The sequence below is a fragment of the Pulveribacter suum genome (genome assembly GCF_003013695.1).
In the GTDB taxonomy this organism is placed as follows: Bacteria; Pseudomonadota; Gammaproteobacteria; order Burkholderiales; family Burkholderiaceae_C; genus Melaminivora; species Melaminivora suum.
Genome location: NZ_CP027792.1, coordinates 2,775,594 through 2,801,613, shown reverse-complemented (window position 1 = coordinate 2,801,613; position 26,020 = coordinate 2,775,594). Strand labels below are relative to the sequence as shown.

Genomic DNA, 26,020 nt, shown 5'->3' with positions numbered 1-26,020 from the left:
TCGCACATGCCCGAATCCCGCCCGCGCCGCTTCGACCTGATCGCCTTCGACTGGGACGGTACGCTGTTCGACTCCACCGCCATCATCTCCCGCTCCATCCAGCTGGCGGTGCGCGATGTGGGCGGGCGCGAGCCCACCAGCGAGGCGGCGGCCTGGGTCATCGGCATGGCGCTGCCGCAGGCGCTGGCCCACGCCGCGCCCGATGTGCCGCGCGAAAAATACCCCGAGCTGGCCAACCGCTACCGCTACCACTACCTGAAGCACCAGGACGACATCAGCCTGTTCGACGGCGTGCTGCCGCTGCTGGACATGCTGAAAGAGCGCGGCCACCTGCTCACCGTCGCCACCGGCAAGAGCCGCCGCGGGCTGGACCATGTGCTGCACGCCGTGCAGCTGCGCGGCGTGTTCGACGCCTCGCGCACGGCCGACGAGACCGCCGGCAAGCCCCACCCGCTGATGCTGCACGAGCTGATGGCCGAGCTGGGCGTGGCGCCTGAGCGCACGCTGATGATCGGCGACACCACGCACGACCTGGAGATGGCCCGCGCCGCCGGCTGCGCCAGCGTGGGCGTGGGCTACGGCGCGCACAGCACCGACGGCTTCGCAGCGCTGCAGCCGCTGTTCGTGGCCGGGTCGGTGGCCGAGCTGCACGGCTGGATGGCGGGCAACGCCTGATGCCGGAGCAGGGCGGCGCTGCCCAGGCCATCGCCCTGTGCGCCAGCGGCGAGCTGATCGACGGCGGGCGCGCGGTGGCCTTCGACGTGGCCTACGCAGGCGAGCACGTGCGTGCCTTTGCCATCCGTTATCAGGGCCGCGTGCACGCCTACCTCAACCGCTGCACCCACGTGCCCATGGAGATGGACTGGCAAGAAGGCCATTTCTTCGACGACACCGGCCGCTGGCTGCTGTGCGCCACGCATGGCGCCGCCTACCAGCCAGAGACCGGCCAGTGCGCCAGCGGCCCCTGCCGCGGCGCCCTGGTGCGCATCGAGCTGTCGGAAGAGGGCGGCAGGGTGCGCTGGCATACTGCGCCCCTGCTGCAACCCCCGGCGTTCTGAACCTGCGTTTCCATCATGACCGACACCCCCAGACAAGACCCCCACGGTTTGCAGTCCAATGAGCCTGCAGCGCCCGACCTGTGGGCGCAAGCAGCTATGAAAAACGAAGCAAAACGCAGTGCCGCAGACCCCGCCTGGGAACGCCAGGTGCTGGAAAAGCTGGTGCTGGCCACCGTGGCCGAGCAGCGCGCCGCGCGCCGCTGGCGCATCTTCTGGCGCTTTGCCTGGATCGCCCTGCTGGCGGCCGTGGCCTGGGCCCTGGCATCGCGCGACCTGGGCGGCACAGCCAAGAGCGGCCCGCACACGGCGGTGGTGGACATCAAGGGCGAGATCGCCAGCGGCGCCGAGGCCAGCGCCGAGTTCGTGGTCGCCGCCATGCGCAGCGCCTTCGAGGATTCGGGCTCGCAGGCCGTGGTGCTGCTCATCAACTCGCCTGGCGGCAGCCCCGTGCAGGCGGGCATCATCAACGACGAGATCACGCGGCTGAAGGCCAAGCACGGCAAGCCGGTCTATGCCGTGGTGGAGGAAACCTGCGCCTCGGCCGCCTACTACATCGCCGCCGCGGCCGATGACATCTTTGTGGACAAGGCCAGCATCGTGGGCAGCATCGGCGTGCTGATGGACGGCTTCGGCTTCACCGGCACCATGGACAAGCTGGGCGTGGAGCGGCGCCTGATCACGGCCGGCCAGAACAAGGGCTTCCTCGACCCCTTCAGCCCCATGAGCGAGCAGCAGCGCCAATACGCGCAGGCCATGCTCGACCAGATCCACCAGCAGTTCATCTCGGTGGTCAAGGCCGGCCGTGGCGAGCGCCTGAAGGAAACGCCCGAGACCTTCAGCGGCCTGTTCTGGACCGGCCAGCAGGCCGTGGAGATGGGCCTGGCCGACCGCCTGGGCAATCTGGACTACGTGGCGCGCGAGGTGGTCAAGGCCGAGGACGTGATCGACTACACACGCCGCGACAACATGGCCGAGCGCCTGGCGCGCAAGTTCGGCGCCGCCGTGGGCGCTGGCGCCATGAAGGCCATGGCCGCGCTGCAGCTGCCGCAGCTGCGCTGACACGCCGGCTTTTTCCAAAATGAAGAAAGGGGACAGGCCTGGCGCCCGTCCCCTTTCTTTTTGGCTGGCCGCTCAGTAGCGCGGCTGGTGCTGCTCGAGGGCGGCGCGCGTGCGGGCATCCAGCGCAAAGCCGCTGCCGTGGCGGCTGGCCAGCTCGTCCGCGCGCTGCACGAAGGCCGGCACGCCGGTGCCGTAGATGAACTGCAGGGCGCCGCCCGTCCAGGCCGGAAAGCCGATGCCGAAGATGGAGCCGATGTTGGCGTCGTGCACGCTGGTCAGCACGTCTTCGGCCAGGCAGCGCGCCGTCTCGATGGCCTGGCGGTACAGCAGGCGGTCCTGGATGTCCTGCAGCTGCCAGAGCGCATCGGCCTTTTCGAACAGGCCGCGCAGCTCGGGCCATAGCTGCTTCTTGCCGCCGGCCGGGTAGTCGTAGAAGCCGCCGCCGCCCGCGCGCCCCGGGCGCCCATGCTCCCTGACCATGCGCTCGACCAGCAGCTCGCCCGGCGTGGCGGCGTAGCTTTTGCCCTCGGCGGCGTAGTCGGCGCGCGTCTGGTCCAGCACGTGCACGCTCAGGGACAGGGCTGTCTCGTCCAGCACTGCCAGCGGCCCCACCGGCATACCGGCCTGCATGGCGGCGTTCTCGATCACCGCGGCGGGGATGCCCTCGCCCAGCATGGCGGCGCCCTCCATCACGAAGGTGCCAAAGGTGCGGCTGGTGTAGAAACCCCGCGAGTCGTTGACCACGATGGGGATCTTGCCCAGCGCCTGCACGTAGTCGAACGCGCGCGCCACGGTCTCGTCGTCGGTGGCCTTGCCGCGGATGATCTCCACCAGCTTCATCTTGTCCACGGGGCTGAAGAAATGGATGCCGATGAATTTGTCCGGCCGGTGGCTTGCCTGCGCCAGGCCGCTGATGGGCAGGGTGGAGGTGTTGCTGGCGAAGAAGCCGCCCGGCGCCAGCTGCGGCTCGGCCTCGCGCGTGACCTGGGCCTTCAGGTCGCGGTTTTCGAACACGGCCTCGATGATGAGATCGCAGCCCGCCAGGTCGGCGGCGTCCTGCGTGGGCGTGATGCGCGCCAGCAGCGCCTGTGCGGCCTCCGCTGCCATGCCGCCCTTGTCCACGCGCTTTTGCGCCAGCTTCGCGCTGTAGGCCTTGCCCGCCTCGGCCTTGTCCAGGCTTACGTCTTTCAGCACGGTGGCGATGCCGCGACTGGCCTGCGCCCAGGCGATGCCCGCGCCCATCATCCCCGCGCCCAGGACGCCCACCTTCGCCGGCTTGAAGCGCGCCACGCCGGCCGGCCGCGACTTGCCCGCGCGAATGGCGTTCATGTCGAAGAAGAAGGTGTTGATCATGTTGTGCGCGACCTGGCCCGTCATCAAACGGGCGAGGTAGCGGCTTTCGATGCGCAGCGCCGTGTCGTAATCCACCAGCGCGCCCTCGACCATGGCCGACAGCGCGGCCTCGGGGGCAGGGTAGCGCCCGCGCGTGGTCTTGGTGAGCATGGCAGGGGCCACGACCAGGGCGTTGGCCACCTTCGGGTTGGCGGGCGTGCCGCCGGGCATCTTGTAATCCTTGGCGTCCCAGGGTTGCTGCGCCTTTGGGTGCGCGGCGATGTGCGCGAGCGCCGCGGGCAGCAGCTGCCCGGGCGCATCCACCAGCGCGTGCACCAGGTTCAGGCGCTGCGCCTCGGCGGGGCCGAACAGCTTGCCTTCCAGGATGTACGGCTGCGCTTTCAACAGTCCCAGCAGGCGGGTCATCTTGGTGATGCCGGTGGCGCCGGGCATCAGCCCCAGCGTGACTTCGGGCAGGCCGAACTGGATCTTCGGGTCATCGAGGGCGATGCGGTGGTGGGCGATCAGCGCCACCTCCCAGCCGCCGCCCAGCGCCGTGCCGTTCAGGCAGGCCACCACGGGAATGCCCAGCGTCTCCAGCGTGCGAAAGTGCTTTTTCATGCGCTCGATCTCCTCGAACGCGGCGGGCGCGTCGGCGGGCGTCAGGCGCAGGGTGGCCTTCAGGTCGGCGCCGGCAAAGAAGCTGCTTTTCGCCGAAGCCAGCACGATGCCCTGGAGCGCATCGCCCAGCTGGTCACGGTCGGCCAGCACGCGCGCGGTGGCCTCTGCCAGGTCGCTCTGCCACTGCCGGCACATGGTGTTGACGGGCGAGCCCTGCTCGTCGAAGGTGATGAGCGCGACCTGGCCGTCTGCGTTTTGCGCGGGGATGAGTTCGTAGCGGATGGTTTGCATGTGGTGTTCTCCCCGGTTCTCAAATGGCTTCGACGATGGTGGCGATGCCCATGCCGCCCCCGACGCAGAGCGTGACCAGCCCGTAGCGCAGGCCGCGGCGGTGCAGTTCGTCGATCAGCGTGCCCAGCAGCATGGCGCCGGTGGCGCCCAGCGGGTGGCCCAGGGCGATGGCGCCGCCGTTGACGTTCACCTTCTCGTGCGGCACCCCCATCTCGCGCATGAAGCGCATGGGCACGGCGGCAAAGGCCTCGTTCACCTCGAACAGGTCGATCTGGTCCACCGTCATGCCGGCGCGCGCCAGCGCCTTGCGCGTGGCGGGCATGGGGCCGGTGAGCATGATGGTCGGGTCGTCGCCGCTCACGGCGGTGGCGACGATGCGCGCGCGTGGCGTGAGGTTCTGCGCTTTGGCAGCCGCCTCGCTGCCGATCAGCACGGCGGCGGCGCCATCGACGATGCCCGACGCATTGCCCGCGTGATGCACGTGGTGGATGCGCTCGACCTGCGGGTAGCGCTGCAGCGCCACGGCGTCAAAACCCATGCCACCCAGCTGCTCGAACGAGGGCTTGAGGCCGCCCAGGCCCTCCAGTGTTGTGCCGGGCTTGATGAATTCGTCCTCTTCCAGGATGGCCTGGCCGAGGAAGTCGCGCACCGGCACCAGCGAGCGCTGGAAGTGCCCGGCTGCGCGTGCGGCTGCGGCGCGGCGCTGGGATTCAAGCGCGTAAGCGTCCACGTCCTGGCGGGTAAAGCCGTCCAGCGTGGCGATCAGGTCGGCGCCGATGCCCTGGGGCACGAACATCGTCGCCAGGTTGGTCGCAGGGTCCTGTGCCCAGGCGCCACCGTCGGCGCCGATGGGCACGCGGCTCATGCTCTCCACGCCGCCGGCCACCACCAGGTCCTCCCAGCCGCTGGCGACCTTTTGCGCGGCCAGGTTCACGGCCTCCAGGCCCGAGGCGCAGAAGCGGTTGATCTGCACGCCGGCGCAGCGCCAGTCCCAGCCGGCTTTCAAAGCCGCGACTTTGGGCAGCACCGCCCCCTGTTCGCCCACGGGCGAGACCACGCCCATGACCACGTCGTCCACCTGCGCGGTGTCGAGCTGGTGGCGCTGCTGCAGCTCGCCGAGCAGGCCGGCCAGCAGGTCGATGGGTTTCACCTCGTGCAGGCTGCCGTCCTTCTTGCCCTTGCCGCGCGGGGTGCGCAGGGCGTCGAACACATAGGCGTGGGTCATGGTGTCGTCTCCAGAAATATTAGTAAAATCGGGCTGTAGCGCCCGTGTATCAAGCGCTGGGAGCTATCAAAATAGTAGCGAAGGCCTCAGCGCGCAGGCAGGCCCATGCTGCGGGTGATGACCTCTTTCATGATCTCGTTGGTGCCGCCGTAGATGCGCTGCACGCGCGCGTCGGCCCAGGCGCGGGCGATGGGGTATTCCCACATGTAGCCGTAGCCGCCAAAGAGCTGCACGCATTCGTCCAGCACCTTGCATTGCAGGTCGGTGGTCCAGTACTTGGCCATGCTGGCGGTCTGCGTGTCCAGCTGGTCCTGCAGGATCAGCTCGCAGCACTTGTCCACGAACACGCGCGCCACCTGCACCTCGGTCTGCGCCTCGGCCAGGGTGAAGCGGGTGTTCTGGAAGGCCGCCACGGGCTGACCGAAGACCTTGCGCTCCTGCACGTATTGCACCGTCCAGTCGATGGCGGCCTGGGCGGAGGCCACGGCGCCGATGGCGATCTGCAGCCGCTCCCAGGGCAGCTGCTCCATCAGGCAGATGAAGCCCTTGCCCTGCATGGCGGGGCCGCCCAGCAGGTTCTCGGCCGGCACCTGCACGTGGTCGAAGAACAGCTCGGAGGTGTCCTGCGCCTTCATGCCCACTTTCTTCAGGCGCTGGCCCTTGTCGAAGCCGGCCATGCCGGCCTCGACCAGCAGCAGGCTGACGCCCTTGGCACCGGCGGCCGGGTCGGTCTTGGCCACGACGATGACCAAGTCCGCATGCCAGCCGTTGGTGATGAAGGTCTTGCTGCCGTTGAGCACGTAGTGGCTGCCGTCGGCACTCAGCGCCGCCGTGGTCTTGATGCCCTGCAGGTCGCTGCCTGCGGCCGGCTCGCTCATGGCGATCGCCCCGACCAGGCTGCCGTCGGCCAGCCGCGGCAGGTACTTGCGCTTTTGCTCCTCGGTGCCGTAGTGCAGGATGTACGGCGCCACGATCTCGCTGTGCAGCCCGAAGCCGATGCCCGAGCAGCCGGCGCGGGCGATTTCTTCCATCTGCGCCACGCTGTAGAGCTTGTCGGCGCCGGCGCCGCCGTACGCCTCGGGCATGCTCATGCACAGAAAGCCGTTGGCGCCGGCCTTCTCCCACACCTCGCGGTCCACGTAGCCCTGCTCTTCCCAGCGGGCGTGGTGCGGTGTGATTTCCTTGTCGATGAAGCGGCGGAAGCTGTCGGCAAAGGCCTGGTGGTCGGATTGCAAGAGGGTGCGTTCAATCATGGCGTCAGGTATTTTTGAAAAGCATTTGCTTGGTGAAATTCTGCCACCTCTTTGCGAACGGTGGTGCTTTTTTCCGGGCAACAAAAAGCCGCCCGAAGGCGGCAGCAGCTCGCAAGGGGCTCAGTTCTTCGCGTAGTCGGATACCACGTGCCAGCGCCCGTCCTGCAGCTGCGACAGGCGCGACAGATCGTTGCCCAGGCGCTTTTGCGGGCCGAAGGTCATCGTGGGGCTGCCGAACATGTCCGGCTCCAGCACCATGGTGTCCATGGCCTTGATGAAGCTGTCGGTGGACAGCTGAGGGCCTGCCTTTTGCGCCGCCTTGATGAAGGAGTCGATGGCCGAGTAGCCATAGACCGAGAACACCGTCGGATCCTCGTTGAACTTGGTCTTGTACTTGTTGGCCCAGAAGCGGATCGGCTGCGAGCTCTCGTCCAGGTAGGGGTGCTGCACCGTCATGGCAGCGTACAGCCCGTCCATGGCCTTGCCGCCCAGCTTGTGGATCAGGTCGGTGTAGGCGGCGCTGGAGCCCAGGAAGGTCGGGTTGAAGCCCGTCTTGCGCGCCTCGCCGATGGTGCCGATGGTCTCGCGGATGATGGTGCCCAGCACCACGAAGTCGCAGCCAGCGGCCTTCATCTTGGCCACTTGCGAGGAAAAATCGGTGGCGCCGCGCTTGAAGGTGGTCTTTTCGGTGTATTCGCGGCCCATGGCCTTCAGGGCCGCCTCGCCGCCGCGCATGACCTCCAGGCCGAACTCGTCATCTTGGTAGATGGTGCAGACCTTTTGCGCGTTCTTCTCCTTGATGAGCTTGGGCGCCTCCAGGCGGATCTGGTCGTAGTAGGTGGCGGCGAACGAGTACTTGAGCTTGTGGAAGGGCTCGTACATCTCGCGCGCAGCTGTCACGGGGAAGAAGTTGATGACGTTCTTGCTGAACTGCACCGGCATGGCCGCCAGGTTCTGCGCCGTGCCGATGTGGCCGACCATCATGAAGATCTTGTCCTGGTTCACGAGCTTTTGCGCGGCCAGCACGGCGCGCTTGGGGTCGTAGCCGGAGTCCTCCACCTTCAGCTCGAGCTTGCGGCCGTTCACTCCGCCCTGCTCGTTGGCCTCGTCCACGCGCAGCAGCATGCCCATGCGCACCTGCTTGCCAAAGCCCGCCAGCGGCCCGGACATGTCCTGGATGGAGCCCAGCGTGATCGTGTCCTTGGTGACGCCCTGCGAGGCCTGAGCCCAGGCGCCGGCGCTGGCGGCCAGCCCCAGTGCTGCGGCGGCAGCGAGATAACGGGTCTTCATGGCTTGTCTCCTTTGGTGGTGTAGTGGTGCGGCATAGCGTAGAAGGGCGCGCCGCGGCGGCCATTCGCACTATCCCTGGCGGTTAGCCTTGCCGGTACATGGCGTCGATCTGCTCGGCGTACTTGGTCTGCACCAGCTTGCGCTTGAGCTTCATGGTGGGGGTCAGCTCTTCGTCCTCGGCGGTGAGCTGGGTGTCGAGCAGGAAGAACTTCTTGATCTGCTCCACGCGGGCGAACTTGGCGTTCACCCCGTCGATCACGTCCTGGATCAGTGCCTGCACCTCGGCTGCGCGCGTGAGGCTGGCATAGTTGGAAAACGGCACGTCGTGGTCCTGCGCGAATTTCTCCACGTTCTCCTGGTCGATCATGACGATCACCGTGAGATAGGGCTTCGCATCACCGATCACCACCGCGTCGGTGATGTAGGGGCTGAACTTCAGCTCGTTTTCCAGCTCGCTGGGCGTCACGTTCTTGCCGCCGGCGGTGATGATGATGTCCTTCATGCGGTCGGTGATGCGGAAGAACCCGCCTTCGTCCACCGTGCCCACGTCGCCCGTGCGCAGCCAGCCGTCCTCGGTGAAGGTCTCGGCGGTCTTGTCGGGCAGGTTCAGATAGCCCTTGAAGACATTGGGGCCCTTGACCTGGATCTCGCCCGTCCCCGCGTCGATGCGCACCTGGTTGAAGCCGGCGGCCGGCCCGATGGAGCCGGGGCGGATGCGCGAGGCCAGCATGCCGGTGGAAGCCCCGCAGGTCTCCGTCATGCCCCAGACCTCCAGCATGGGCACGCCCAGGGCCAGATACCACTTGACCAGCTCGGGCGAGATGGGCGCCGCGCCCGTGACCAGGTAGCGCGCGCGGTGGATGCCGATGAGCCGGCGCACGTTGTCCAGCGCCAGCCAGCGGGCCAGCCGGAACTGCAGCCTGAGGCCAGCGCCCACCGGCTGGCCGGCCAGCACCTGCTGGGCGATGCGCTCGCCCACGCCGATGGACCAGGCATAGGCCGCCTGCTGCAGCCGCGATGACTCCTTCAGGGCGATCATCACGCCGGAATAGAACTTCTCCCACACCCGCGGCACGCCGGTAAACACCGTGGGCGCGATCTCGCGCACGTTCTCCGGCACGGTGTCCGGGTTCTCCACGAAGTTCAACTTGCAGCCCGTGTAGAGCGAGAAGTACTCCCCGCCCATGCGCTCGGCGATGTGGCACAGGGGCAGGAAGCACATGGCCTCGTCCTGCCCGGTGCGGGCAATCAGCGTGTTGTAGCCGCGCGCGGTGTAGGTCAGCGCGGCATGCGTGTGCATGGCGCCCTTGGGGCGTCCGGTGGTGCCCGAGGTATAGACCAAGATGGCCACGTCCTGCGGCTGCACGCTCTGCACGCGCTGCTCCAGGCCCCCCGCGTGGGCGGCGTTCCACTCGCGGCCCAGGGCGCGCAGCGCGTCCAGGCCCAGGATGTCCGGGTCGTCCAGCTCGCGCAGGCCTTTCATGTCGAAGACCACGATCTTGCGCAGCTGCGGCAGTTGCTGGCGTACCTGCAGGGCCTTGTCCAGCTGTTCGTCGTCCTCGACGAACAGCAGGGTGGTGGCCGAGTCCTGGCACAGGTAATGCACCTGCTCGGGTGCGTCCGTGGGGTAGATGCCGTTGGCCACGCCGGCGCAGCTGAGCACGGCCAGGTCGGCCAGCACCCATTCGATGCAGGTGTTGGACAGGATGGAGACGCATTCGCCCCGCTCCAGGCCCAGGGACAGCAGCCCGCCAGCAATCTCGCGCACCGCTTCGCCGGTCTGCTGCCAGGTCCAGCTCTTCCAGATGCCCAGCTCTTTCTGGCGCAGCCAGACGTTTGCGCCGCGCTCGTGCACCGCGTTCCAGAACATGGCGGTGATGGTGTCGCCGCCGAGCACGCTGGCGGTGGCGGGTTGGATGTGGGACAAATCCCAAAGGTTGGACATGGTGCGGCTCACCTCCAGGTCTTTTTCTTCTTCCAGCGCCGCTCGCCGCGCACGCTGTCTTCCTTCATGCCGAGGTAGAACTCCTTGATGTCGTCCTTCTCGCGCAGCACGGCGCAGCGGTCTTCCATGACGATGCGGCCGTTCTCCAGCACGTAGCCGTAGTCCGAGGCGTTCAGCGCCATGTTGGCGTTCTGCTCGACCAGCAAGATGGTGGTGCCGCGCTCGCGGTTGATGCGCACGACGATCTCGAAGATCTCCTTGGTCAGGCGCGGCGACAGGCCCAGGCTGGGCTCGTCCAGCAAGATGAGCGTGGGCGCGGCCATGAGGGCACGCGAGATCGCCAGCATCTGCTGCTGCCCGCCCGAGAGCAGGCCGGCGTCCTGGTCCTTGCGCTCGGCCAGGATGGGGAAGTAGCCATAGACGGTTTCGATGTCGCGCGCCACCGCATCGCGGTCGCCGCGGGTGTAGGCGCCCATCAGCAGGTTGTCGCGCACCGACAGCAGCGGGAACACCTCGCGCCCCTCGGGCACGTGCGACAGGCCGCGGCGCACGATGGCCGCCGGGTCGTGCGCCGTGATGTCCTGGCCGCAAAACTGCACGCTGCCCTTGCGCGGGTCGATGATGCCGCTGATGGTCTTGAGAATGGTGGTCTTGCCCGCGCCGTTGCTGCCCAGCACGGTGGCTACCTCGCCGCGGCGCACCTGCAGGCTCACCCCCCGGATGGCCTTGATGGGGCCGTAGCTGCTCTCCACGTTCTGCAGGTTCAGGATGGGCGCGCCGTCGGCGCCGCCGGCGGGCTGCAGGGCGGCGTTCATGCGCGCACCTCCTGCTTCCGGCTGCCGTCATTCGGCCGGCGCAGGCTGCTCACGTCGTCGATGGTGCCCAGATAGGCCTCGACCACGCCCGGGTGTGTCTGCACCTCGCGCGGCGTGCCGCTAGCCAGCACCTGGCCCTGGTTCATGGCCAGCACGCGGTCGGACACGCGCGAGACCAGCGACATGTCGTGCTCCACCATCAACACCGTGATGCCCAGCTCGTCGCGGATGTCCTGGATCCAGAAGGCCATGTCGTCGGTCTCCTCCACGTTCAGGCCGGACGAGGGCTCGTCCAGCAGCAGCAGCTGCGGCTCGGTGCACAGCGCGCGGGCCAGCTCGACCACCTTGCGCACCCCATAGGGCAGGCCGGCCACCAGCGTGTCGCGGTAGTGCTGGAGTTGAAGGAAGTCGATGATCTCTTCGGCCTTTTCGCGGGCGCGCACCTCGGCGGCGCGGGCGCGCGGGGTGAAGAGCAGGTCGGCCCACAGCCCCGTTTCGCGCCGCGTGTGGCGACCGATCAGCAGGTTGTGCAGCACGCTGGCGTGCTCGAACAGCTCGATGTTCTGGAACGTGCGCGCAATCCCCAACCCCGCCACGCGGTGCGCGGGCTGTGCGGTCAGCGCCAGCAGGCCGCCGTGCGGTGCGGCGTAGGCAATGCTGCCGCTGGTGGGCGTGTAGATGCGGCTGATCAGGTTGAACACCGTTGTCTTGCCCGCCCCGTTGGGCCCGATCAGCGTGAACACCTCGCCGCGGCGCACGTCGAAGCTCACATCGTTCACCGCGAGCAGCCCACCAAAGCGCACGCTCAAATTTCGCGCTTCCAGCAATACATCACCGCTCATGACGGCCTTTCGTCGAAGGGCGCAATCGCCGAAACTGGCGCGCCCGAGGCCAGCGACCGCCCTGCTAGGGCCGCCCCGCAGCACCGGCGGTGTACTCCTTCCCGCAAAGCGCAGCTTTGCGGGAAGGGGGATGGAGCGAAGCGACACGGGGGGTTGTTCATCACTTCAAGCGGTCAGATTTTTGGAAGGTCTTCTGGCGCTTGAACAGGCCCTTGCGATAGAAGGGAAACAGCTGCAGCCAGGTGCGGATCTTCAGCCAGCGGCCGTACAGGCCCATGGGCTCGAACAGCACGAAGCCGATCAGCACCAGTCCGTACACGACGGCCTGCAGGCCGGGAGCCTGGCCGATGGCTTCGGGCAGCGCGTCCTTGCCCAGGGCGATGAGCTGGGGCATCAGGATCAGGAAGGCCGCGCCCAGGAAGGCGCCGTGCACCGAACCCAGCCCGCCGATCACGATCATCAAGAGCAGGTCGATGGACTGCAGGATGCTGAACTGGTCGGGCGAGATGAACTGCATCTTGTGCGCATACAGCGCCCCGGCGATGCCCGCCAGCGCCGCCGATAGCGCAAACGACAGGGTCTTGTAGTACGCCAGGTGGATGCCCATGCTCTGCGCCGAAATCTCCGAGTCGCGGATGGCCACGAAGGCACGGCCGGTGGGCGCGCGCAGCAGGTTCACGATGCCCAGCGTGCAGACCACGGCCAGGCCCAGGCACAGAAAATAGAAGGCCTCGGTGGACTCCAGCGCATGGCCGGCGATCTGCGGGGGCAGCACGGCCTTGCCCGAGTTGCCGCCAGTGACGCTCTCCCAGCGGGCGAAGACCTCCTCCACGATGAAGCCAAAGGCCAGCGTGGCGATGCCCAGGTAGATGCCCTTGAGCCGCAGCGCCGGCAGGCCGACCACCACGCCGACCGCGGCCGACAGCCCGGCCGAGCAGGCCAGCACCAGCGCGAAGGGCCAGCCCATGCCGGTCAGCACCGCCTGCGTGTAGGCCCCCACGCCCAGGAAGGCCGCATGCCCCAGCGAGAACTGTCCGGTGAAGCCGGCCAGCAGCATCAGCCCGAGGCCGGCGATGCCGTAGATCAGCACGAAGGTCAGCTGCGCTACCCAGTATTCGGGCGCCACCCAGGGCGCGGCCAGCAACGCCAGGCACAGCAGCGCGTACCAGAGGACGTGCCCGCCGTGCTTGGCCAGCCGGATGTCCTGCTCGTAGCTTGTCTTGAAGAGAAATCTCATACCTTCTTGACCAGCCTTTCGCCGAACAGGCCGTTGGGTTTGACCATGAGCATCAGCAGCACCACGATGTAGGCGGCCGTGTCCTTGAAGCCCTCGGGCAGGTAAAAGCCCGACAGCGACTCGATCACGCCGATGACGAGGCCGCCGACGATGGCGCCCGGCAGGCTGCCAAAGCCCCCCACCACAGCAGCAGGGAAGGCCTTGAGCCCGATGAAGCCCATGTTGGCGTGCACGAAGGTGATGGGCGCCAGCAGCAGCCCGGCAACGGCCGCCACCGCTGCCGCCAGGCCCCAGGCCAGCCCGTTCAGGCGCTGCACCGGAATGCCCATGTAGTAGGCCGCCAGCTGATTTTGCGATGACGCCTGCATGGCCACGCCCAGCCGGGTGTAGCGGAACATGGCGTACAGCAGCACGCACAGCACGGCGGTGGCGGCGATCACCGCCAGCTGCTCGGCCGCCAGCACCAGCGGGCCCAGCTGCACGGCCTCGTCCTTGTAAGGTACGGGCAGGGCGTGGGTGTCCGTGCCGAAGCCGGGGATCATGGTGACCAGGCCGCGCAGCACGTAGCCGATACCGATGGTGAGCATGACGACGGAGAACGCCGGCTGGCCCAGAATGGGGCGGATGACCACGCGCTCGAGCAGCACGCCGAACAGTGCCATGGCGGCGATGCTGGCCACCACCGCGATCCAGAACGGCATGCCCAGCAGCTTCATGAGCACCAGGCCGCAGAAGGCGCCCAGCATCATCAGCTCGCCCTGGGCGAAGCTCACCGTCTCGGTGGCCTTGTAGATCAGCACGAAACCCAGCGCGATCAGCCCGTAGATGCACCCCTGCGAGAGGCCGCTGACCAGCAGTTGGAGGAATTGCACGCGGCGTCTCCATGTATTTTTACAAAGCAGGTGCTTTGCATAAATGATCGTGCCCGCACGGGGCGGCCAGCGCAGTCCGGACTAACCCTGAACGGTGTATGGTGGCGCCGACTTCTCCCCGCCAAAATCAACAAGGAGCATCTTCATGGGCTACCCGGACACCCAGCTTTTCATCAACGGCCAGTGGCAGGACGCCGAAGGCGGCCGCACGCTGGCGGTGTACAACCCGGCCACCGGCCAGCCCATCGGGCGCGTGGCCCATGCCGGCATCGCCGACCTGGATCGGGCGCTGGCCACGGCGCAACAGGGCTTTGAGGCCTGGCGCGCGCTGGCGGCGGTGGAGCGGGCGCGCATGATGCGCCGCGCCGCCACGCTGATGCGTGAGCGGGCCGACGCCATCGGCCTGCTGCTGACGCAGGAGCAGGGCAAGCCGCTGATGGAGGCGCGCGGCGAGGCCGCCGCCGCGGCCGACATCCTGGAATGGTTCGCCGACGAGGGCCAGCGCGTGTATGGCCGCATCGTGCCGGCGCGCAACCCGGCGGTGCACCAGATGGTGCTGAAAGACCCGGTGGGCGTGGTGGCCGCGTTCACTCCCTGGAATTTCCCCATCAACCAGGTGGTGCGCAAGCTGGGCGCGGCGCTGGCTGCGGGCTGCGCCGTCATCGTCAAGGCGCCCGAGGAAACCCCTGCCAGCCCCGCCGAGCTGGTGCGCGCGCTGGCCGACGCAGGGCTGCCGCCGGGCGTGGTCAACCTGGTCTATGGCGACCCGGCGGAGATCTCCGGCTACCTGATTCCGCACCCGGTCGTGAAGAAGGTGACCTTCACCGGCTCCACACCCGTGGGCAAGCAGCTGGCAGCGTTGGCTGGCCAGCACATGAAGCGCGTGACCATGGAGCTGGGCGGGCATGCGCCGGTCATCGTCTGCGAGGACGCAGATGTGCAGCTGGCCGTCAAGGCCACGGCCAGCGCCAAGTTTCGCAACGCCGGGCAGGTGTGCATTGCGCCCACGCGCTTTCTGGTGCACGAGAGCGTGCGCGCCGAATTTGTTGCCGCGCTCACGCGCCATGCCGAAGGGCTGAAAGTGGGCGACGGCCTGCAGGAGGGCACGCGCATGGGGCCGCTGGCCAATGCCCGCCGCGTGGCGGCCATGAAGGACTTCCTGGGCGATGCGCGCCAGCACGGTGCGCGCGTGACCACCGGCGGCGAAACCATCGAGCGCGAGGGCAACTTCTTCGCGCCCACCGTGCTGGACGATGTGCCCCTGTCCGCGCGCATCTTCAACGAGGAGCCTTTCGGCCCGGTGGCCGCCGTACGCGGCTTCACCGACCTGCAGGACGCCATCGCCGAAGCCAACCGCCTGCCCTACGGCCTGGCGGCGTATGCCTTCACGCGCTCGCTCAAGGACGCGCACGCACTGGCGCGCCAGGTCGAGGTCGGCATGCTGTGGGTGAACCAGTCGGCCACGCCCAGCGCCGAGCTGCCCTTCGGCGGGCTGAAGGACTCGGGGTATGGCTCCGAGGGCGGGCCGGAGGCGGTGGAGGCCTGCCTGAACACGCGGGCGGTTTCCATCACCCCCGTGTAACGGTGCCTCAGCCGCCCCGCTCCACCGGGCGGCTGGGGTCGCTGCACCAGTCGCTCCAGCTGCCGGCGTACAGGGCGGTGGGGGCGTAGCCGGCAATCTCCATGGCCAGCAGGTTGGGCAGCGCGCTGACGCCGCTGCCGCACTGGTGCACCACGCCCTCGGGCGCGCGCCCGGCCAGCAGCTGGTCGAACTCCGCGCGCAGTTGCGCGGGCGACTTGAAGTGGCCGCTGGCGTCCAGGTTCTCCGTGAAGGGCCGGTTCAAGGCGCCAGGGATATGGCCGGCCACAGGGTCCAGGGGCTCCACCTCGCCGCGGTAGCGCGGTGCGGCGCGGGCGTCGATCACGGTCTGCGTGGGCTGGTGCAGGCGTTGCCAGACGGCGTCGGCGTCCACCAGGCGGCGCAGCGGCTCCCTGATTTCGAAGTTGGTCTGGAAATGCGCCGGCTCGTCACCCTGCGCCACGGCGCCGCCGGCGGCCTTCCAGGCCGGCAGGCCGCCATCCAGCATGGCCACGGCATCGTGGCCCATCCACTTGAGCATCCACCACAGCCGGCCGCAGAACAGGCCGCCGTTGCGGTCGTACACCACCGCCTGCATGTCGTTGGCAAAGCCCACGGCCGACAGCCACATGGCAAAGCGCTCGCGGTTGGGCAGCGGGTGGCGCCCGCCGGAGCAGGGGGCATCGGCCGCGCCGGCCACCAGCATGCCGCCCGGACCGGGCGCGCCGTGGCGCGCGCTCAGGTTCAGGTCCAGGTCGGCGTGCACGGCGCCGGGGATGTGCTCCTCTTGGTACAGCGTCACGCCGCGCGACGGCGTGGCCAGGTCGAAGCTGCAGTCGAACACCATGGCGGGGCGGCGATCGTGCAGCAGCTGCTGCAGCTCGGGTGCGGAGATCAACAGGGTATGGGGCATGGCGAAGGGCACGCTTGAAGGACGGTGAGGGCCTGATTGTGGCGCCGCGCCCGCGCGCGCGGCGTCGGCGCGCGCCGCATCAGTCGCCGGCGGCGCCCCGGGCGCGCAGCACCGACGCGGTGATGCCGCTGGCGGCAATCAGCGCCATGCCGGCCCAGGCGATCGGCGGCAGGTCGTCACCAAACACCAGCACGCCGTAGAAGCTGGCAAAGATGATGCCGGTGTACTGCAGGTTGGCCACCACCAGCGTGGCGCGCGGCGTGAGCGCGCGGGAGTAGGCCAGCGTCATGCACAGCTGCCCGCCGGCGGCCAGCAGGCCCAGCGGCAGCAACCACAGCGCCGCCCAGCCGGGCCAGGGCGACGCGCCCGTGGCCAGGGTGGCGGCGCCGCCAGCCACGGCCGAGCCCAGCGCGAAATAGAACACCGTGCGCGCCTCGGGCTCGCCCAGGCGCGACAGCGCCGAGACCTGCATGTACGCCAGCGCCGCGCAAAAGCCCGACAGCAGCCCCACGGTGCCGGCAAAGCCCTGGCCCTCGCCCACGCTGGGGCGCAGCATCAGCAGCACGCCGGCAAAGCCCACCAGCACGGTGAGCACCAGCGGCACCTGCAGCAGCGGGCGCGGCGTGCCCGCCGAGGGCCGCCAGGCGAGCAGCGCGCCGCCGGTGATGAAGGCGGCGATCCAGACGCTGCTCATGTAGTTGAGGGTAGCGCCCGTGGCCAGCGGCAGGAAGGCGATGGCGTAGAACCAGGCGCCCAGCGAGATCACGCCCACCAGGCTGCGCCAGGCGTGCATGCCGGGGTAGCGGGTGGCCAGCCCCACCCCCTGGCGGCGTGCCAGCAGGGCCAGCAGGGCCATGCCGATCAGGCCGCGCCAGAACACCAGCTCGGCGGCAGTGAACCAGGCCGAGGCGATCTTCACGCACAGCCCCATGCTGGCAAAGAGGAAAGCAGCCAGAACCATCCAGAGCGCTTGCATGGGGTGTTGAATTGAAGGGGGTATGAATAAAAAAAGCTGCTGGCGCCCGTGGATAGGGCGCCAGCAGCTATTATTTTAGGAGTGGCTGCGAGGGGCGTGCCGGCGCTCAGCCACCCGCCAGATCGCTCCCCATCTTGCTGCGGTACCACTCGTGGAAGTGCTGCATGCCGTCTTCCATGGGGCTTTGGTAGGGGCCGGCCTCGTTGTCGCCACGCGCCAGCAGGGCCTTGCGGCCGGCGTCCATGCGCTCGGCGATCTCGTCGTCCTCGATGGCCGTCTCCATGTAGGCGGCGCGCTGGGCTTCGACGAACTCGCGCTCGAAGGCGACGATTTCCTCGGGGTAGTAGAACTCCACCATGTTCAGCGTCTTGTCCACGCCGATGGGGTGCAGCGTGGAGACCGTGAGCACGTGCGGGTACCACTCCACCATGATGTGCGGGTAGTAGGTCAGCCAGATGGCGCCGCGCTGCGGCAGCTCGCCGCCCTGGTAGCGCAGCAGCACGTCGTGCCACTGCTTGTAGATGTCGGAGCCGGGCTTGCCGAACGTCGGCGCCACGCCCACGGTCTGCACCGAATACTCGCGGCCGAACTCCCAGTGCAGGTCGTCGCAGGTGACGAAGTTGCCCAGGCCGGGGTGGAAGGGGCCGACGTGGTAGTCCTCCAGGTACACCTCGATGAAGGTCTTCCAGTTGTAGTGGCACTCGTGCAGCTCGACGTGGTCCAGCGCGTAGCCTTCGAACGACAGGTCGTGCGCCGGGCCCATGCCGGCCAGGTCGGCGGCGATGTCGCGGCCATTGTCCTCAAACAGCAGGCCGTTCCACTCGCGCAGGCCGTAATTGTTCAGGTGCAGGCAGGGGTCGTGCGCAAAGTGCGGCGCGCCCAGCAGCTCGCCGCTGCTGGAATACGTCCAGCGGTGGATGGGGCAGACGATGTTGCCGCCCGCGTGACCCTTGCCCTGGCCCTGCAGGCTGCCCCGGCCCTGCAGCATGATGGCCTGGCGGTGGCGGCAGACGTTGGAGATCAGCTCGACGCCGCCCCGCGCGTTGCGCACCAGGGCCCGGCCCTGCTGCTCCTGCGCCAGCGCGAGGTAGTCGCCGGCCTCAGGCACAGCGAGCTGGTGGCCGACGTAGCGCGGGCCCTGGCGGAACAGCGTGTCCCGCTCGCGCTGCAGCAGCGCCGGGTCGAAGTAGCTGGAGACAGGGAGTTGGCTTGTGGCCGGCTGCAGTCGAAGACTTAAATCAGACATGGGTGACCTGACCTAAAGACTCCCCACAGGGAGGGTGCGCGTGTGGGCGCGCACGGCTGGAAAAAACAAAACCGGCGGAGAGCGCTAACCCATCGCCGGTTCATGACAAGGAATGGGATTGTAGGTGGTGGGGTTATTTCCTCTGCGCAGGTGCGTGTATTGGCGTGCCAGCGGGCCTGGCGCCGGCCGGCCGGGTGGGCGGCCTAAAATGGCCCGTTGACCACCCGCGCGCCCCGGCGCTGCACATCCCCGCTTTCTTCTTCATGCCCAAGGCCCCTGCCGCTCCCGCACCACAGCCCGAACCGGCGACCTACGAGGCCGCCCTGCAGGAGCTTGAACAACTCGTCGCCCGCATCGAGTCGGGCCAGCTGCCGCTGGACCAGATGCTGGCCGGCTACCAGCGCGGCGCCGAACTGCTGCAGCTGTGCCGAGCCCGGCTGGAGGCCGTGCAGGAGCAAATCCGCGTGCTCGACGAAGGTGCGCTGCAGCCGTGGAACGAGCCGTGACGGCCGCCGCTCCCGCCGCTGCCTTCGCGCTGGCGCCCTGGATGCAGACCCAGCTGGCCTGCGTGGAGCAGGCGCTGGGGCGCTTTCTGCCCGCCGACGCGCCTGCCGGCCTGGGCGAGGCCATGCGCTACGCCGTGCTCGATGGCGGCAAGCGCCTGCGCCCGCTGCTGGTGCTGGCCGCTGCCGAGGCCGTGGGCGGCCACCAGCCGGCTGCGCTGCGCGCCGCCTGCGCGGTGGAGCTGATACACGCCTATTCCCTGGTGCACGACGACATGCCCTGCATGGACAACGACGTGCTGCGCCGCGGCAAGCCCACGGTGCATGTGCGCTTTGGCCAGGCCCAGGCGCTGCTGGCGGGCGATGCGCTGCAGGCGCTGGCTTTTGAACTGCTCACGCCCGAGGACGGCGTGCCCGCCGCCATGCAGGCGCAGCTGTGCCGCCTGCTGGCCCGCGCGGCCGGCGCCGAGGGCATGGCCGGCGGCCAGGCCATCGACCTGGCCCACGTCGGCCAGCGCCTGACCGAGGACGAACTGCGCCACATGCACCGCCTGAAGACCGGCGCGCTGCTGCGCGCCAGCGTGGAGATGGGCGCCGCCTGCGGCGCACCCGCCGAGGCGGCACGCACCGCCCTGTCCGGCTACGGCGCGGCCCTCGGCCTGGCCTTTCAGGTGGTGGACGATGTGCTGGACGTGACGCAAGACTCCACCACCCTGGGCAAGACGGCAGGCAAGGATGCCGCCAGCGACAAGCCCACCTACGTTTCGCTGATGGGCCTGGAGCGCGCCCGCGCCCATGCGGCCACGCTGCTGCACGAGAGCCTGGACCAGCTGGCCGCCAGCGGCCTGCCCGACACGCGCGCCCTGGCGGCCCTGGCCGGCATGGTGGTGCACCGCACCCACTGAAGTTTGGGGCAAAAAAGCCCCGCAGCGCTTGTCAGACAAGCGCTGGCAGCTCCTGAAAGCATAGCATATGTCCACCACGAACTACCCGCTGCTCGAGCGCATCCATGACCCGGCCGACCTGCGCCGCCTCTCGCGTGCCGACTTGAAGCTCCTGGCCGGCGAGTTGCGCGCCTTCGTGCTGGAGAGCGTCTCGCAGACCGGCGGCCACCTGTCGTCCAACCTGGGCACGGTGGAGCTGACCATCGCCTTGCACGCCGTGTTCAGCACGCCCCAGGATCGGCTGGTGTGGGACGTGGGCCACCAGACCTACCCGCACAAGATCCTCACCGGCCGGCGCGAACGCATGGGCTCGCTGCGCCAGCTGGACGGCCTGTCGGGCTTTCCGCAGCGCGCCGAGAGCGAGTACGACACCTTTGGCACCGCGCACTCATCGACCAGCATCTCCGCGGCGCTCGGCATGGCCCTGGCCGCGCGCCAGCAGGGCGTGCAGCGCCACTGCGTGGCCATCATCGGCGACGGCGCCATGACGGCCGGCATGGCCTTCGAGGCACTGAACAACGCCGGCGTGGCCGACGCGAACCTGCTGGTGGTGCTGAACGACAACGACATGAGCATCAGCCCGCCGGTGGGCGCGCTCAACCGCTACCTCGCCCAGCTGATGAGCGGCAACTTCTACACCCGTGCGCGCGACGTGGGCAAGAACGTGCTGAAGAACGTGCCGCCGCTGCTGGAGCTGGCCAAGCGGCTGGAGCAGCAGGCCAAGGGCATGGTGGTGCCGGCCACCATGTTCGAGCAGTTCGGCTTCAACTACATCGGGCCCATCGACGGGCACGACCTCGATTCGCTCATTCCCACGCTGGAGAACATCCGCGACCTGCAGGGCCCGCAGTTCCTGCACGTGGTGACCAAGAAGGGCCAGGGCTACAAGCTGGCCGAGGCCGACCCGGTGGCCTACCACGGCCCGGGCAAGTTCGACCCCAAGATCGGCCTGGTCAAGCCGGCCACGCCCCCGAAGCAGACCTTCACCCAGGTCTTCGGCCAGTGGCTGTGCGACATGGCCGAGCAGGATGCCCGCCTGGTGGGCATCACGCCGGCCATGCGCGAGGGCTCGGGCATGGTTGAGTTCGAGCAGCGCTTTCCCGGCCGCTACTACGACGTGGGCATCGCCGAGCAGCACGCCGTGACGTTTGCCGCCGGCATGGCCTGCGAGGGCGTGAAGCCCGTGGTGGCGATCTACTCGACGTTCTTGCAGCGCGGCTACGACCAGCTGATCCACGACGTGGCGCTGCAGAACCTGCCGGTGGTCTTCGCGCTGGACCGCGCCGGCCTGGTGGGCGCGGACGGCGCCACGCACGCCGGGGCGTATGACATTCCGTTCGTGCGCTGCATCCCCAACATGGCCATGGCCTGCCCGGCCGACGAGCGCGAATGCCGCCAGCTGCTCACCACCGCCTACGAGCAGGACCACCCGGTGGCCGTGCGCTACCCGCGCGGCGCGGGCGTGGGCGCCGTGCCGCTGGCCAGCCTGGAGGGCCTGCCCTATGGCAAGGGCGAGGTGCGCCGCGAAGGCCGCCGCATCGCCATCCTGGCCTTCGGCACGCTGCTGTACCCGGCACTGCAGGCGGCCCAAGGGCTGGACGCCACGGTGGTGAACATGCGCTGGGCCAAGCCGCTGGACACCGAGCTGCTGCTGCGCGTGGCCGCCACGCACGAGGCCATCGTCACGGTGGAAGAGGGCGCCATCATGGGCGGCGCGGGCAGTGCCGTGTGCGAGGCGCTGAACGCCGCTGGCGTCTTGCGACCCGTGCTGCAACTGGGCCTGCCCGACACGTTTGTCGAGCACGGCGACCCGGCGCGCCTGCTGGCCCTGCAGGGGCTGGACGCCGCCGGCATCGAACGCGCGATCACCGCCCGTTTCAATGCCACGCAGGCGGGCCACAACGGGCGCGCCGCGGCCTGAACGCCGCGGTGGCGACAGCCCTGCGGGCCGCTGGCCGTGTTTAATTGCCCCGCGCCGCGCTTTTCGAGGGGAAACCCGTAACGGCCGGACGCCGTACGGTTTTTACAATTTGTGGCGCCGCTGCGCGTGGCTGGCCTGTGCGCCGTGATCCCATGCGCCGCGCTTTGTTTTCATACCAACTGGAGAAACAGTCCATGGATCGTCGTTCCATCATCAAGCAGGCCGGGCTGGCCGGCGTCCTCGCCGCCGGCGTGGCGCCTGCCGTGCATGCCCAGGCCGCTGTGCGCTGGCGCCTTGCCGCCAGCTTCCCCAAGTCCCTGGACACCATTTTCGGCACCGCCGTGAAGTTCTCCGAGACCGTCAAGGAGCTCTCGGGCGGAAAATTCGAAGTGTCGGTGCACGCCGCCGGCGAGCTGATGCCGGCCTTCGGCGTGGTGGACGCGCTGGAGAAGGACACCATCGAGATGGCCCTGTCCGCGGCGTACTACTTCACCGGCAAGGACCCCATCTTCGCCTTCAGCTGCGCTGTGCCCTTCGGTCTCACCGCCCTGCAGAACATGGCGTGGAAGGACCATGGCAACGGCCGCAAGCTGATGAACGAGTTCTTCTCGAAGTACAACTTCCAGACGCTCAGCGCGCTGAACACCACCACCCAGATGGGCGGCTGGTACCGCAAGGAGATCAAGGGCGTCGAGGACCTCAAGGGCCTGAAGATGCGCATGGGCGGCGGCGTGTTCGGCGAGGGCATGGCCAAGCTGGGCGTGGTGGCGCAGAACCTGCCTGCCGGCGACCTGTACCAGGCGCTGGAAAAGGGCACGCTGGACGCCGTGGAATTCGTCGGCCCGTACGACGACGAGAAGCTGGGCTTCAACAAGGTGGCCAAGTACTACTACTACCCCGGCTGGTGGGAAGGCGGCGCCGACCTGGAGTTCTTCATCAACAACAAGGCGTTCGAGAAGCTCTCGCCCGAGAACAAGGCCATCGTCCGTGCTGCCGCCGCCGTGGCGGCCGCCGACGGCACGGCCAAGTACATGGCGCTGAACCCGCAGGCCTTGAAGCGCCTGGTGGCCAGCGGCACGCAGCTCAAGGCCTTCCCCAAGGCCGTGAACGACGCCGGCTTCAAGGCCTGCATGGAAGTGTTCGCCGAGCACGAGGCCAAGTCGCCCGAGTTCAAGAAGATCCACCAGGACATGCGCGCCTTCCAGCGTGACCAGATCCTGTGGAACCGCTTCTCCGAGTTCCCGTTCAACCAGTACATGAACAGCGTCAAGATCTGACGCCTCCTGCCCGGGCGCCCGCGTGGCGCCTGGGCGGAACACAAAAAAACCGCAGCCTGGGCTGCGGTTTTTTTATGGGCGCCCGGGGGGGGCAGGGCCACCGCGCTGCGCGGCGGCCCCTCCCGGTGGCTACTGGCTGGCGCCGGCCTCCGGCGGGCTCGGCGGCGGGTCTTGCTGCACCGCTCCCTGGATGGCCTTGAAGGGGTCGTCCTCGGCCGCCGCATCGTCCGCACCGCCCGGCGACTCGGGCTCGGGCATGGCCGGGGCGGCGCCGCTGCCGCTACCGCTGCCCGGTAGCGGTTCGCCCGCGCCGTAGCCGTTGTCCTGGCCCAGGCTCTCCAGCATCTGCGCGCCGATGGCGTCCATGTTGACCTCGACCTTCTTGTCCAGGCTGCCCGTGACCAGGCCGGGGAAGGCGATCAGGATGCCGACCATGAACAGCTGCAGGATCAGGAAGGGGATCGCGCCACGATAGATCTGCATGGTGGTCACCGGCTCCATCACCTTGCCGGTCACCGTGTCCACGTACGGCTTTTCCGGCGCCACCGAGCGCAGGAAGAACAGCGCGAAGCCGAACGGCGGGTGCAGGAACGAGGTCTGCATGTTCACCGCCAGCAGCACGCCAAACCAGATCAGGTCGATGCCCAGCTTGTCGGCCACGGGGGCCAGCAGCGGCACCACGATGAACGACAGCTCGAAATAGTCCAGGAAGAACGCCAGGAAGAAGATCATCAGGTTCACGAAGATCAGGAACCCGATCTGCCCGCCGGGCAGGTCGGCCAGCAGGTGCTCCACCCAGCGCGGTCCGTCGGCGGCCTGGAAGACCATGCTGAACATGGTTGCACCGATCAGGATGAACATGACGAACGATGCCAGCCGGGTGGTGGACGCCAGGGCCTGCTTGAGCAGCGACCACGACAGCCGCCCGCGCAGCATGGCCATGATGAGCGCGCCCACCGCGCCCATGGCGCCGCCTTCCGTGGGCGAGGCCACGCCCAGGAAGATCGTGCCCAGCACCAGGAAGATGAGCAGCAGCGGCGGGATCAGCACGAACGTCACGCGCTCGGCCAGGCGCGACAGCAGGCCCAGGCGCGCCACGCGGTTGACCACGGCGATCAGCCAGGCGACGAAGGCCCCGCCGCAGGCGGCCACGACCACTTTCTCATCGGTCGGCACCGACTCCACCACCGCGCCGCTCCACCAGGTGTGGATGTCGGCCATGTGCGACTCCAGCACCCAGGCCACCAGCGCGGACAGCGCCACCACCACCAGCAGCGAGGGGTAGCCGGCGCTGCCGTCGGGCTCGCGCAGCGTGCGCGCCTCGGGCGGCAGGGCCGGAACCGCGTGCGGCTTGAAGATCGCCAGGATGATCACCCACAGCACGTACAGGCCCACCAGGATGAAGGCCGGCGTGAAGGCGCCCTTGTACATGTCGCCCACGCTCTTGCCCAGCTGGTCGGCCATGATGATCAGCACCAGCGAGGGCGGGATGATCTGCGACAGCGTGCCGGAGGCGGCGATGACGCCGCTGGTCAGCGGCCGGCTGTAGCCGTAGCGCAGCATGATGGGCATGGAGATCAGGCCCATCGAGATGACCGATGCGGCGACCACGCCGGTGGTTGCGGCCAGCAGCGCGCCGACGAATATCACCGCCAGCGCCAGGCCGCCGCGCATCGGGCCGAACACTTGGCCCACCGAGTCCAGCAGGTCCTCGGCCATGCCGCTGCGCTCCAGCACCAGCCCCATGAGGGTGAAGAAGGGCACGGCCAGCAGCGTGTCGTTGGACATGATGCCGATCAGCCGCTCGGGCAGCCAGGCCAGGATGGACGCGGGAAACACGCCCAGCTCGATGCCGACGACGCCAAAGAACAGCCCGCAGGCGCCCAGGCTGAAGGCCACGGGAAAGCCCAGGATCAGAAAGCAGGCCAGGCCCGCAAACATGATCGGGGCGAAATTGGAGGTGAGAAATTCCATGGAAAAGGTGCTCCGGGCGGTCGGTCAGCGGGCGGCGGCGCCGGAGGCGGCCTGTTGGTCCTTCTCGGCCTGCTGCACGCGCAGGGCCTCGACGAGGGCTTCCTCGTCGCTCTGGTTGGACAGACGGCCCATCGGATCGGGGCCCTGGCCGCGCAGGAAGGCCACGCGCTTGATGAGCTCGGACCAGCCCTGCAGCATGAGCAGCGTGAACCCCAGCGGCAGCGCCACCCACACCGGCCAGCGGATCAGCCCGCCCGGGTTGCCCGAAACTTCGCCCGACTCGAAGCGCGTGATCAGCATCGGCACGCCCAGCCACAGCACCAGGATGCACACCGGCGTGAGGAACAGCGCGAAGCCGACGATGTCGATCCACACCTGCGTGCGCTTGGACAGCCGGCTGTTGAGCACGTCGATGCGCACGTGCTCGCGCTGCAGCAGCGTGTAGCCCGCGGCCACCAGGAACGACCAGGCGAACAGGTACCACTGCACTTCCAGGAAGGCGTTGGAGCTGTAGTTGAAGGTCTTGCGCACCACCGCGTTGGCCGCGCTGATGAGGGTGGCGGCAAAGATCAGCCAGATGCAATATCGGCCGACGAAGGCGTTCAGCCGATCGACGGCCCGCGAGAAGGCAAGTAGTGCCTGCATGTTGTCTCCACAGGGTGGTGGGTGCGCACAAAAAAGCCCGGCACAAAGGGTGGCTGCGCCGCGCTGGAACAAAGACTTACGAGGGCGGCATTCTACGGATTTGCGCGGCGGCCATGCAGGCAATCAAACAGGGTTGAAACCCTTATAGAGCAAGCGCTACAAGCTATTATTTTAATAGCAATAAGGGATTATGCGTACATGC

Annotated in this window: 22 protein-coding genes; 8 read left to right on the top strand and 14 right to left on the bottom strand. The window is 68.3% G+C overall.

Annotation, left to right across the window (positions count from 1 at the left end; genetic code table 11):
* Positions 1–6 precede the first annotated feature (6 nt).
* From C7H73_RS12795 to C7H73_RS12785, 3 genes are read left to right on the top strand one after another with little or no spacing between them, the layout of a single operon-like run.
* Positions 7–675 carry an HAD family hydrolase gene (locus tag C7H73_RS12795; protein ID WP_106847672.1) on the top strand — a complete coding sequence of 223 codons (669 nt, stop codon included), beginning with the start codon at positions 7–9 and terminating at the stop codon, positions 673–675.
* A complete protein-coding gene (locus C7H73_RS12790; protein WP_106846999.1) occupies positions 675–1,058 on the top strand; it encodes a Rieske (2Fe-2S) protein in 384 nt (127 codons plus the stop codon). The genes C7H73_RS12795 and C7H73_RS12790 overlap by 1 nt, the downstream gene beginning before the upstream one ends.
* Before the next feature lie 15 nt (positions 1,059–1,073).
* Positions 1,074–2,117 carry a S49 family peptidase gene (locus C7H73_RS12785; RefSeq protein WP_106846998.1) on the top strand — a complete coding sequence of 348 codons (1,044 nt, stop codon included), beginning with the start codon at positions 1,074–1,076 and terminating at the stop codon, positions 2,115–2,117.
* A gap of 72 nt (positions 2,118–2,189) precedes the next feature.
* Here C7H73_RS12785 and C7H73_RS12780 read toward each other — a convergent pair whose 3' ends face one another.
* The 9 genes from C7H73_RS12780 to C7H73_RS12740 all read right to left on the bottom strand — a co-directional run bounded on the left by C7H73_RS12780 (position 2,190) and on the right by C7H73_RS12740 (position 13,840).
* Positions 2,190–4,361: a 3-hydroxyacyl-CoA dehydrogenase NAD-binding domain-containing protein gene (locus tag C7H73_RS12780; protein WP_106846997.1), complete on the bottom strand. Its 2,172-nt coding sequence runs from the start codon at positions 4,359–4,361 to the stop codon at positions 2,190–2,192.
* A 19-nt stretch (positions 4,362–4,380) separates the two neighbouring features.
* Positions 4,381–5,586: an acetyl-CoA C-acetyltransferase gene (locus C7H73_RS12775; RefSeq protein ID WP_106846996.1), complete on the bottom strand. Its 1,206-nt coding sequence runs from the start codon at positions 5,584–5,586 to the stop codon at positions 4,381–4,383.
* A gap of 86 nt (positions 5,587–5,672) precedes the next feature.
* Entirely contained in the window at positions 5,673–6,839 is a 1,167-nt protein-coding gene (locus tag C7H73_RS12770; protein WP_106846995.1) for an acyl-CoA dehydrogenase family protein, read from the bottom strand.
* Positions 6,840–6,959: 120 nt separating this feature from the next.
* Complete coding sequence (locus C7H73_RS12765; protein WP_106846994.1) at positions 6,960–8,129, bottom strand: ABC transporter substrate-binding protein; 1,170 nt, start codon at positions 8,127–8,129, stop codon at positions 6,960–6,962.
* Positions 8,130–8,211: 82 nt separating this feature from the next.
* Positions 8,212–10,074 (bottom strand): AMP-dependent synthetase/ligase, encoded by a 1,863-nt coding sequence (locus C7H73_RS12760; RefSeq protein ID WP_106847671.1) that lies wholly within the window; start codon positions 10,072–10,074, stop codon positions 8,212–8,214.
* Positions 10,075–10,082: 8 nt separating this feature from the next.
* Positions 10,083–10,889 (bottom strand): ABC transporter ATP-binding protein, encoded by an 807-nt coding sequence (locus C7H73_RS12755; RefSeq protein WP_106846993.1) that lies wholly within the window; start codon positions 10,887–10,889, stop codon positions 10,083–10,085.
* Positions 10,886–11,731 carry an ABC transporter ATP-binding protein gene (locus C7H73_RS12750; RefSeq protein ID WP_106846992.1) on the bottom strand — a complete coding sequence of 282 codons (846 nt, stop codon included), beginning with the start codon at positions 11,729–11,731 and terminating at the stop codon, positions 10,886–10,888. Before C7H73_RS12750 ends, C7H73_RS12755 begins: the two co-directional genes overlap by 4 nt.
* 160 nt (positions 11,732–11,891) lie before the next feature.
* A complete protein-coding gene (locus tag C7H73_RS12745; protein ID WP_106846991.1) occupies positions 11,892–12,968 on the bottom strand; it encodes a branched-chain amino acid ABC transporter permease in 1,077 nt (358 codons plus the stop codon).
* Positions 12,965–13,840, bottom strand: coding sequence for a branched-chain amino acid ABC transporter permease (locus tag C7H73_RS12740; protein WP_106846990.1), 876 nt, complete (start codon positions 13,838–13,840; stop codon positions 12,965–12,967). Before C7H73_RS12740 ends, C7H73_RS12745 begins: the two co-directional genes overlap by 4 nt.
* Before the next feature lie 145 nt (positions 13,841–13,985).
* Between C7H73_RS12740 and C7H73_RS12735 the strand changes: the two genes are divergently transcribed.
* Entirely contained in the window at positions 13,986–15,422 is a 1,437-nt protein-coding gene (locus C7H73_RS12735) for an NAD-dependent succinate-semialdehyde dehydrogenase (protein WP_106846989.1), read from the top strand.
* A gap of 7 nt (positions 15,423–15,429) precedes the next feature.
* On the opposite strand, the gene C7H73_RS12730 is transcribed toward C7H73_RS12735, so the two are convergent.
* The 3 genes from C7H73_RS12730 to C7H73_RS12720 form a co-directional block, all read right to left on the bottom strand.
* Positions 15,430–16,332 carry a sulfurtransferase gene (locus C7H73_RS12730; protein ID WP_106846988.1) on the bottom strand — a complete coding sequence of 301 codons (903 nt, stop codon included), beginning with the start codon at positions 16,330–16,332 and terminating at the stop codon, positions 15,430–15,432.
* 79 nt (positions 16,333–16,411) lie between these two features.
* Positions 16,412–17,308: a DMT family transporter gene (locus C7H73_RS12725; protein WP_106846987.1), complete on the bottom strand. Its 897-nt coding sequence runs from the start codon at positions 17,306–17,308 to the stop codon at positions 16,412–16,414.
* A 106-nt stretch (positions 17,309–17,414) separates the two neighbouring features.
* A complete protein-coding gene (locus tag C7H73_RS12720; protein WP_106846986.1) occupies positions 17,415–18,554 on the bottom strand; it encodes an aromatic ring-hydroxylating oxygenase subunit alpha in 1,140 nt (379 codons plus the stop codon).
* Between the two features lie 263 nt (positions 18,555–18,817).
* Here C7H73_RS12720 and xseB point away from each other — a divergent pair, with 263 nt between their 5' ends.
* The 4 genes from xseB (at position 18,818) to C7H73_RS12700 (ending at position 23,199) form a co-directional block, all read left to right on the top strand.
* A complete protein-coding gene (gene xseB, locus C7H73_RS12715; protein WP_106847670.1) occupies positions 18,818–19,060 on the top strand; it encodes an exodeoxyribonuclease VII small subunit in 243 nt (80 codons plus the stop codon).
* 41 nt (positions 19,061–19,101) lie between these two features.
* A complete protein-coding gene (locus tag C7H73_RS12710) occupies positions 19,102–19,962 on the top strand; it encodes a polyprenyl synthetase family protein (RefSeq protein WP_106847669.1) in 861 nt (286 codons plus the stop codon).
* A gap of 67 nt (positions 19,963–20,029) precedes the next feature.
* Entirely contained in the window at positions 20,030–21,922 is a 1,893-nt protein-coding gene (gene dxs, locus C7H73_RS12705) for a 1-deoxy-D-xylulose-5-phosphate synthase (RefSeq protein WP_106846985.1), read from the top strand.
* 194 nt (positions 21,923–22,116) lie between these two features.
* The gene (locus tag C7H73_RS12700) at positions 22,117–23,199 is read left to right on the top strand and encodes a TRAP transporter substrate-binding protein (protein ID WP_106846984.1); all 1,083 of its coding nucleotides are present in this window, start codon (positions 22,117–22,119) and stop codon (positions 23,197–23,199) included.
* A 129-nt stretch (positions 23,200–23,328) separates the two neighbouring features.
* Here the strand turns inward: C7H73_RS12700 and C7H73_RS12695 are convergent, their stop codons facing one another.
* Both C7H73_RS12695 and C7H73_RS12690 read right to left on the bottom strand, forming a co-directional pair.
* Positions 23,329–25,173 (bottom strand): TRAP transporter large permease, encoded by a 1,845-nt coding sequence (locus C7H73_RS12695; RefSeq protein ID WP_106846983.1) that lies wholly within the window; start codon positions 25,171–25,173, stop codon positions 23,329–23,331.
* 24 nt (positions 25,174–25,197) lie between these two features.
* On the bottom strand, positions 25,198–25,818 hold the full coding sequence (locus C7H73_RS12690; RefSeq protein WP_106846982.1) for a TRAP transporter small permease subunit: 621 nt from the start codon (positions 25,816–25,818) through the stop codon (positions 25,198–25,200).
* Positions 25,819–26,020 lie beyond the last annotated feature (202 nt).